Source organism: Janthinobacterium lividum, assembly GCF_011601275.1.
In the GTDB taxonomy this organism is placed as follows: domain Bacteria; phylum Pseudomonadota; class Gammaproteobacteria; order Burkholderiales; family Burkholderiaceae_D; genus Janthinobacterium; species Janthinobacterium lividum_E.
On sequence record NZ_JAAOLY010000002.1, the window covers coordinates 553501 to 561863 of the forward strand.

Here is an 8363-nt window from a genome sequence, read left to right on the forward strand (position 1 = left end):
TTTATGCTGCTTTCTTCGTTTCGTCACGCAGGGCGCGACGCAAAATCTTGCCCACGTTGGTCTTTGGCAGTTCATCGCGGAACTCGATGTATTTCGGACGCTTGTAGCCCGTGAATTGTTCCTTGCAATACGCGGCCAGCACTGCCTGGGTCAGGTTCGGATCCTTGCGCACGACAAACACTTTCACGGCTTCGCCAGAATGCTCGTCCGGCACGCCCACGCAGGCGCACTCGAGCACGCCCGGATGGGCCGCGATGACGGCCTCGACTTCGTTCGGATATACATTGAAGCCGGAGACGAGAATCATGTCTTTCTTGCGGTCGACGATCTTCACGTAGCCGCGCTCGTCCATGATGCCCACGTCGCCCGACTTGAAATAGCCGTCAGGTGTCATGACCTTGGCCGTTTCATCGGGACGGTTCCAGTAGCCGCTCATCACTTGCGGGCCACGGATGGCGATTTCGCCCGTCTGGCCCAGCGGCACTTCCTTGCCGTCATCGTCAAGGATGGCGATATCGGTCGAGGGCACGGGCAAGCCGATGGTGCCGGAAAACACCGTGGTATCGGCCCGGTTGCAGGTGGCGACAGGTGACGTTTCCGACAGGCCATAACCTTCGATGATGGACACGCCCGTCACTTGCAGCCATTTGTCGTTGACGGCTTGCTGCACCGCCATGCCGCCGCCATTGGCGATCTTCAAGCCCGAGAAATCGAGCTTGGCGAAGTCAGGGTGGTTCACCAGCGCGTTATACAAGGTATTGACCGCTGGCAGCAGGTTGAACTTGTACTTGCCCAGCTCCTTGATCAGGCCCGGGATATCGCGCGGATTCGGGATCAGGATATTCAGCGCACCCACGCGCGTACCCCACATGGCGCACGCCGTCAGGGCAAAGATATGGTACAGCGGCAAGGCGCAGACAACGATCATCTGCTCCTTGCTGTTCTGGTCGAGCGCCGCGCCCGACCACGCTTCGCTTTGCAGCACGTTGGCAATCACATTGCGGTGGCTCAGGGTCGCGCCTTTCGACACGCCCGTCGTGCCGCCCGTGTATTGCAGGAAGGCAGCGTCATTGATGCTCAGCTCGACAGGCGTGAGTTTCATGCGGCTGCCCAGCGCCAGCGCCTGCTTGAAACGCATGGCGTTCGGCAAGGAATACGCGGGCACCATCTTCCTGACGTTGCGCACGACAAAATTGACGATCATGCCCTTCAATCCGCCCAACATTTCGCCCATGCTGGCAACGATGATGTGCTTGACGGCTGTCTTGGCCAGCACCTGTTCCAGAGTGTGGGCGAAGTTTTCCAGCACGATGATGGCTTCGCTGCCCGAATCGTTGAGCTGATGCTCGAGTTCGCGCGGCGTATAGAGAGGATTGACGTTGACCACGGTGTAGCCGGCGCGCAAGACGGCGGCGATGGCCACCGGATACTGCAGCACGTTCGGCATCATCAGGGCGACGCGCGCGCCCTTCTTCAGGCCACGGCTTTGCAGCCAGGCGCCCAGCTGGCGCGAATAGGTATCGAGTTCGGCATAGGTGAGAAATTTGTCCATGCAGACATAAGCATTGCGATCCGCATATTTTTGAAACGCTTCTTCCAGCAAGTGCACCAGCGAACGATATTGATCAGGATCGATGTCGGCGGGGACGCCGGGAGGATACGACTTCAGCCAAATTTTTTCCATCCTGTGCCTCTTGTCTCGAATAATCGTGGGGGAGCCGGCGCACCCTGCCGGCGCGGATCATTGCTGCGGATTCTGTCGTCCTGCAGTCAGTTTGAGCATTCTGACGAGCAATTGCTCTATGCTACTAATGCGATGCTATCGGGCGCCGCGCTTCCATGCAAGCGCTTTCAACAGTATTCGAGCGGCAACTCTAGGGGTATTTTATGCTGCAATGCAGCATGATAAATACACTGTTGCAGGATCGTCTGGCTCGGCGTACAGGACAATCTTTACGGGTCAGGGGCTGGACAATTGTTCCAGCGCACGCCTGCGCTCAGGCTTGTCGAGTTGGGCCATTGTGTGCACTGCAGCATAAAAAGCACGAAAGTTCTTTTTTTCTTCCAGCAATTTTTTGAAGGCAGGCAAAAATTCATTGTAGGTCGACACGGAAGCCAAGTGCGCATTGCTCAATGGCTGCTCGAACCAGCGGTCGTAACCGGCAAAACCACCCCAGTTTTTCTTCAGCACCTGATAGGCGTCTTGCAATGCCGCAAACACCTGCGCCTTGCGCGCGCGTTTCTCCGCATCGCTGGCGCCGCTCGCATACACGGCTTCCAGTTCACCCCGGTATGTCAACAGCAGGGCCAGGAAATCCTGGCGCCGCGCCGCATACTGGGCGTACGCGGCGCGCATGGCGTCATTGCCCTCGCGCGCCAGCCAGCGCTGCACGCCCGCCTCTTCCACGGCGCTGGCAAACGATTCGTTGAAGGCCGAATCACCGGGCACGTACACCACCTGGTGCGCCAGTTCATGGAAGATCAGGCGCGCCAGTTCCGCATCGTTGTAATTGATAAAGGTCGACAACAGGGGATCGTCGAACCAGCCCAGGGTGGAATACGCAGGCACGCCGCCCACCTGCACGTCGTAATGCTGGGCCCGCAGTTCGGCAGCATACGCGAGTGCCTCGTCCTTGCTGTAATAGCCGCGGTAATTGACGCAACCAGCGATGGGAAAACACCATTGCAGCGGCTGCAGCGACAATTCCGGCGTGGCCACCACGTTCCACAGCACAAACGGACGCTGCAGGGCGGCATAGTTTTTGTAGCTGCCGTTGTCCGGCAAATCCAGCTCGCTGACGGCAAAGCGGCGAATTTGCTGCGCCTTGGCCAGGCGCACTTTCAGGCGCGGCTCGGTGGCCGGGTCATCGAGCCAGTCACCGATGGGGCGCGCGCCGTACCACAGCGCATACTGCCCCTGCGCCGCCTGCGTGTAGTAGCGCAGCTGCGTGCAGCCGCCCAGCGACAGGCACAGCATGCCGACAAGCAGGCGGGCCGGCCAGCGGGCCATGGTCAGCCAGCCTTTTCCACTTCGACCAGCGTATCGTAGAAGGTCGGCGCGCGGCCCATGTCCGTCAGGCGCTGGCTCGTCACTTCATTGGCGTTCTTGCCGTCGCTGGCCAGCTTCTTCCACCATACGGACAAGCCCACCACCAGGCCGCGTCTGGCCTTGTCCGTCACCCTGGCCTTGGCAACGAAGCTGCCGCGGTCATTAAAAATGCGCACCATGTCGCCAGCCGCGATACCGCGCGCGGCGCTGTCGTCGGGATGGATATCGAGGTGCGGCTCGCCTTCGGCCGCGCGCAGGCTTTTCACGTTCACAAAGGTGGAATTGAGGAAATTGCGGGCGGGCGGGGAAATCATGGCCAGCGGATAACGGGCCGCCAGCGCGGGATTGCTGGACAGCGATTCGTGCGGCGCGATATACGTGGGCAAGGGATCGAGTCCCGCCTGCGCCATCGCGCTGGAATACAACTCGCACTTGCCCGATGGCGTGGGGAAACCGCCTGTGGCAAATGGCGCCTCGGCCATGGCCAGCTTTTGCCAGCCAGTGCGTTTCAGCGATTCCCAGTCGAAATGCACGGCGCGCGCATCCGTCGTATCGAAGGCCTTGGCCGCCAGCGCGTCGTCGCTTTCCTGGAAGCACGGGTCATCAAAACCCATGTGCTGCGCCAGCAAACGGAAAATTTCCGTATTCGCCTTCGCTTCGCCCAGCGGTGCCACGGCCGCGTTGTTCGCCATCATGTACAGGTGACCGTAGGTGGAATGCGCGTCGACATGTTCCAGCTGCGTGGTGGCGGGCAGCACGATGTCGGCGTAATCGACGGTATCGGTCTGGAAGTGTTCGAGCACGACCGTAAACAAATCCTCGCGGGCAAAACCCTGCGCCACTTTCGAGGAATCGGGTGCCACCGCCAACGGGTTCGAGTTGTAGACGATCACGGCTTCCACTTGCGGGCCGAACTCGACGGAACTTTCTTTCAATAAATCGTCGCCGATGGTGCTCATGTTGATGGTGCGCGGCGTGCCTTTCAGCAAGTCCGGGCGCTGCAGGGCCTTACGGTTGACAGGGAAGGAACCCGAGCTCGACAGCTGCATGCCGCCCGCAGGATGGCGCCAGGCGCCCGTCAGCGCGGGCAGGCAAGCGATATTGCGCACGGCCATGCCGCCGCCATGCACGCGCTGCACGCCGTAGTTGGCACGGATGGCGGCGCCCTCGCCAGAGCGGCATGCCTGGCCGTACAGGCGCGCCAGTTCCACTACTTCCGTGGCCGTGATACCGCACACCTCGGCCACGCGCTCGGGCGGCCATTCCAGGGCCCGCTGTTTCAGTTCAGCATAGCCAATGGTGTACTGCGCGATATAGTCATGGTCGACCAGGTCTTCCGTGATCAAGACATGCATCAAGCCCAGCGCCAGGGCAGCATCGGTACCCGGCAGCAAGGCGATATGCTGGTGGCATTTTTCGGCCGTCAGCGAACGGTAGGGGTCGATGGCGATCAGGGTTGCGCCATTGCGCTTGGCCTCCTGTGCGCGCATCCAGAAGTGCAGGTTCGAGGCGATCGGGTTGCCGCCCCAGATGATGATCAATTTCGCGTTCTGGAACTGCTCCATATCCGTGCCGATGCTGGCGCCCACCGTGTAGCGGTAGCCCGTGGCACCGGCCGAGGCGCAGATGGTACGGTCCAGCAGGGACGCGCCGAGCTGGTTGAAGAAGCGCGAGGACATCGATTCGCCCTGCACCAGGCCCATGGTGCCGCAGTAGCTGTACGGCAAGATCGCCTGCGGATCGCGCGCGGCGATCGGTTTCAAGCGGGCCGCGATGGTCTGCAACGCCTCTTCCCAGCTGATGCGCTCGAACTTGCCTTCGCCCTTCTTGCCCACGCGGCGCAGCGGATGCAGCAGCCGGTCCGCATGGTAGGTGCGCTCCGTGAAGCGCGATACCTTTGTGCACAGCACGCCAGCCGTGGTCGGGTGGTCGGGATCGCCCTTGACGGCGGTGGCCACGCCATCGGTCACGGTGACCAGCAAGGCGCAGGTATCTGGGCAATCGAGGGGGCAGGCGGCGCGCACTTGGGTGGTGGTCATGGGGCAATCCAAAAACGTTGGGGGGAAGGCGATACTGTAAACCATTCCGCGCGCTTGCTGTTGGCGCCGTGGCAAGCACGTCCGTGCGCTGGATTTACCCGGCAAACAAGGGCTACAATGCACTATTAGCCGCGTCTGTTTTTGATCAAACAAGCGCGGTCCGGCGCGCCATACATTGCTGCGTGCCAGCATCCACAGGAGAGTCCCATGAAACTAGTTGATCCGATCTTGGCGTTTCAATCCGAGCTGCAAGGTATCCGCCGCGACCTGCACGCGCATCCCGAGCTGTGCTACGAAGAACAGCGCACCTCGGACGTGGTCGCCGCCAAGCTGACGCAGTGGGGCATTCCCGTGGTACGCGGCCTGGGCCGCACTGGCGTGGTCGGCATCATCCAGAATGGCACGTCGACACGCGCCATCGGCTTGCGCGCCGACATGGATGCTTTGCCAATGCAGGAAATGAATACCTTCGAGCATGCTTCACGCCACCCGGGCAAGATGCACGCCTGCGGCCACGACGGTCACACGACCATGCTGCTGGGCGCCGCCCATTACCTGGCGCAACACCGGAACTTTGATGGCACGATCTACCTCGTCTTCCAGCCGGCCGAGGAAGGCGGTGCCGGCGCGCGCGAAATGATCGAAGACGGCTTGTTTACGCGCTTTCCCATGGATGCCATCTATGGCATGCACAATTGGCCAGGCGCCGAAACAGGCACCCTGAGCGTGGTGGAAGGGCCCATGATGGCGTCCAGCAATGAATTCCACGTCACCGTCAAAGGCAAGGGCGCCCATGCGGCCCAGCCTCACAAAGGCATCGACCCCGTCATGGTGGCCGTGCAAATCGCGCAAGGCTGGCAAACCGTCATCACGCGCAACAAGAGTCCGCTCGACACGGCCGTGTTGTCAATCACGCAAATCCATGCAGGCAGCGCCACCAATGTGATTCCCGATGACGCCAGCCTGGTCGGTACCGTGCGTACCTTCACCAAGCCCGTGCTGGACTTGATCGAAGAGCGCATGCGCGAGATCGCCGTGCACACGGCCGCCGCCTTTGGCGCGGAAGTCGACTTCCACTTCAAGCGCAACTATCCGCCGCTGGTCAACCATGCGAAGGAAACGGCATTTGCCGTCGAAGTGATGAAAAGCGTGGTGGGCGCGGACAAGGTCAACGCCAATGTCGAACCGACCATGGGCGCGGAAGATTTTTCTTTCTTCCTGCAAGAAAAGGCCGGCTGTTACATCTTCATCGGCAATGGCGATGGCGAGCACCGCGATGGCGGCCACGGCCTGGGTCCATGCGTCTTGCACAATGGCAGCTACGACTTCAACGACAATCTGCTGCCCATCGGCGCCAGTTTCTGGGTCAAGCTGGCCGAAGCGAGCCTGCCCATCGCTTGAATCAGCTCAGTTGATCCGGACCGGTGCCCAGGCGCTGGCCCGGATTCAACGCTTCCAGGGCCAGCAAGGCCGCCGCGTGATCGGCCGTCGGGTGCGTGGTGGCGAGGGTTTCATAGCGCTGAGTCACCAGTTGTGTCACCGGCAAGGTGACGTGCGCTGCTTCGGCTGCCGCGAGGATGTTGTGCATATCCTTGATCTGGCTTTTCACCTGGCCGCCAGCAATAAAATTGCGCTCCAGCATGCGCTGGCCATGCACCTCCAAAATCTTGCTCTCGGCAAAACCACCGCGGATCGCTGTCCGTACGGCAGCCGCATCGGCGCCGGCCGCCTGGGCCAGCAACAAGGCTTCCGCCACGATATTGAGGGTGGCGCCGACGATCAGCTGATTGCACAGCTTGGCCACCTGCCCACTGCCGGCCGGCCCCACCAGAGTCGGGCGCCCCATGGCTGACAGAATCGCTTCCACCCGCGCGTAATCGCTGGCGCTGGCGCCAGCCATGATGGCCAGGGTACCTGCTTGCGCCCCGCCAACACCGCCCGATACGGGCGCATCGATGAAGCCATGGCCTGCCACCTGCAAAGTGGCATGAAATTGCTGGGCTTCCGATTGCTTGGTGGAACTCATGTCGATCCAGATCGTGCCAGCCTGCAATGCCGGCAGCGCCTCCTGCAGCACTGTTGCCACGATGGGACCTGCTTCCAGCATCGAGATGACCACATCCGCGCCATTGACCGCCTCAGCCACGGAAACGACCGGCTGCGCCCCTGCTGCACGCAGGACTTGGGCCTTGCTGTGCGTGCGATTCCAAATTGTGACAGAATATCCAGCGCGCAGCAGGCACCGGACCATCGGCCCTCCCATTAGGCCAATACCGAGAAATGCGATTTTTGTAGACAATGTCAATTCAACCTCTGAGATCAAACAGGTGGCGGGAGTAGTGTGCAAAACTAGGTGCCTGCGCAAACAAGACAAGCCTCACGGCCAATTTTACGATGAAAGCCTCTATGTCCTTCAAGAAGAATATCCTCAAATCCATCGCTGCCGTTGCCGCGCTGATGGCAGCCAATGTCGGCTTTGCCGCCGACGACAAACTGATCGATTCCGTCTACGGCGAATATGCCAAGGGCGTCAAAGTACAAATGTTGCGTGCTGGCGTGACCTCGAACTGGGATAAAGCCTGGTTCGTATCGAATGGCACGCAGCTGAGCGGTTACTGGGATGCCAGCATCGGCGGTTGGGATGGCAAGAGCTATCGCAATGTCCCTGGCCAGCATCAAAAACTGTGGGACCTGGGCTTTACTCCCGTGTTCCGCTTTGAAAATACCAATAAGCTCGGTTTCTATGCGGAAGGCGGGATTGGCGTACACATGCTGTCCAAGCTGTACGATAACGACGATAACCGCCTGTCGACCCACTTCCAGTTCGGCGACCATATCGGCGTTGGCTATGTCTTCAATAACAAATGGGAAGTCGCTGCCAAGATCCAGCACTTCTCCAACGGTGGCTACAAAAAACCGAATAGCGGCGTCAATTACATGAACGTCAAAGTCGCTTATCACTTTTAATGAAGGCGATAAATAACAAAGGCAGCGCATAGCGCTGCCTTTTTTTGTCCCTTGAATGGCGTGGTCTGCCAGCAATGTTATCGGATCAGGCCGCAGGCCATAATCCGACAAGCACCCGCGACGCATCAAACCACCAGACGAAAAAAAACCCCACCATTGCTGGCGGGGTTTTTCTCTACTGCGAATAACAAGCCTGACGATAACCTACTTTCACACTGGTTGCAGCACTATCATCGGCGCAAAGTTGTTTCACGGTCCTGTTCGGGATGGGAAGGGGTGGGACCAACTTGCTATGGTCATCAGGCATA

The 8363-nt window shown here is 60.1% G+C and carries 6 protein-coding genes and 1 rRNA gene; 2 read left to right on the forward strand and 5 right to left on the reverse strand.

Features of this window, described 5'->3' with window-relative positions; genetic code table 11:
- Nucleotide 1 precedes the first annotated feature (1 nt).
- The 3 genes from GYK42_RS05260 to GYK42_RS05270 form a co-directional block, all read right to left on the reverse strand.
- Nucleotides 2-1684, reverse strand: coding sequence for a long-chain fatty acid--CoA ligase (locus GYK42_RS05260; RefSeq protein WP_166446595.1), 1683 nt, complete (start codon nucleotides 1682-1684; stop codon nucleotides 2-4).
- A gap of 276 nt (nucleotides 1685-1960) precedes the next feature.
- Nucleotides 1961-3010, reverse strand: a complete 1050-nt coding sequence (locus GYK42_RS05265) for an aminopeptidase (protein ID WP_166446596.1) — start codon at nucleotides 3008-3010, stop codon at nucleotides 1961-1963.
- Between the two features lie 2 nt (nucleotides 3011-3012).
- Complete coding sequence (locus GYK42_RS05270; RefSeq protein ID WP_166446597.1) at nucleotides 3013-5088, reverse strand: molybdopterin-containing oxidoreductase family protein; 2076 nt, start codon at nucleotides 5086-5088, stop codon at nucleotides 3013-3015.
- Nucleotides 5089-5295: 207 nt separating this feature from the next.
- Here GYK42_RS05270 and GYK42_RS05275 point away from each other — a divergent pair, with 207 nt between their 5' ends.
- On the forward strand, nucleotides 5296-6489 hold the full coding sequence (locus GYK42_RS05275; RefSeq protein WP_166446598.1) for a M20 aminoacylase family protein: 1194 nt from the start codon (nucleotides 5296-5298) through the stop codon (nucleotides 6487-6489).
- Between the two features lies 1 nt (nucleotide 6490).
- Here the strand turns inward: GYK42_RS05275 and GYK42_RS05280 are convergent, their stop codons facing one another.
- A complete protein-coding gene (locus GYK42_RS05280; RefSeq protein ID WP_277346560.1) occupies nucleotides 6491-7387 on the reverse strand; it encodes an NAD(P)-dependent oxidoreductase in 897 nt (298 codons plus the stop codon).
- Nucleotides 7388-7494: 107 nt separating this feature from the next.
- Between GYK42_RS05280 and GYK42_RS05285 the strand changes: the two genes are divergently transcribed.
- A complete protein-coding gene (locus GYK42_RS05285; protein ID WP_166446600.1) occupies nucleotides 7495-8055 on the forward strand; it encodes an acyloxyacyl hydrolase in 561 nt (186 codons plus the stop codon).
- Between the two features lie 191 nt (nucleotides 8056-8246).
- Here the strand turns inward: GYK42_RS05285 and rrf are convergent.
- Nucleotides 8247-8359 (reverse strand): 5S ribosomal RNA (gene rrf / locus GYK42_RS05290).
- Nucleotides 8360-8363 lie beyond the last annotated feature (4 nt).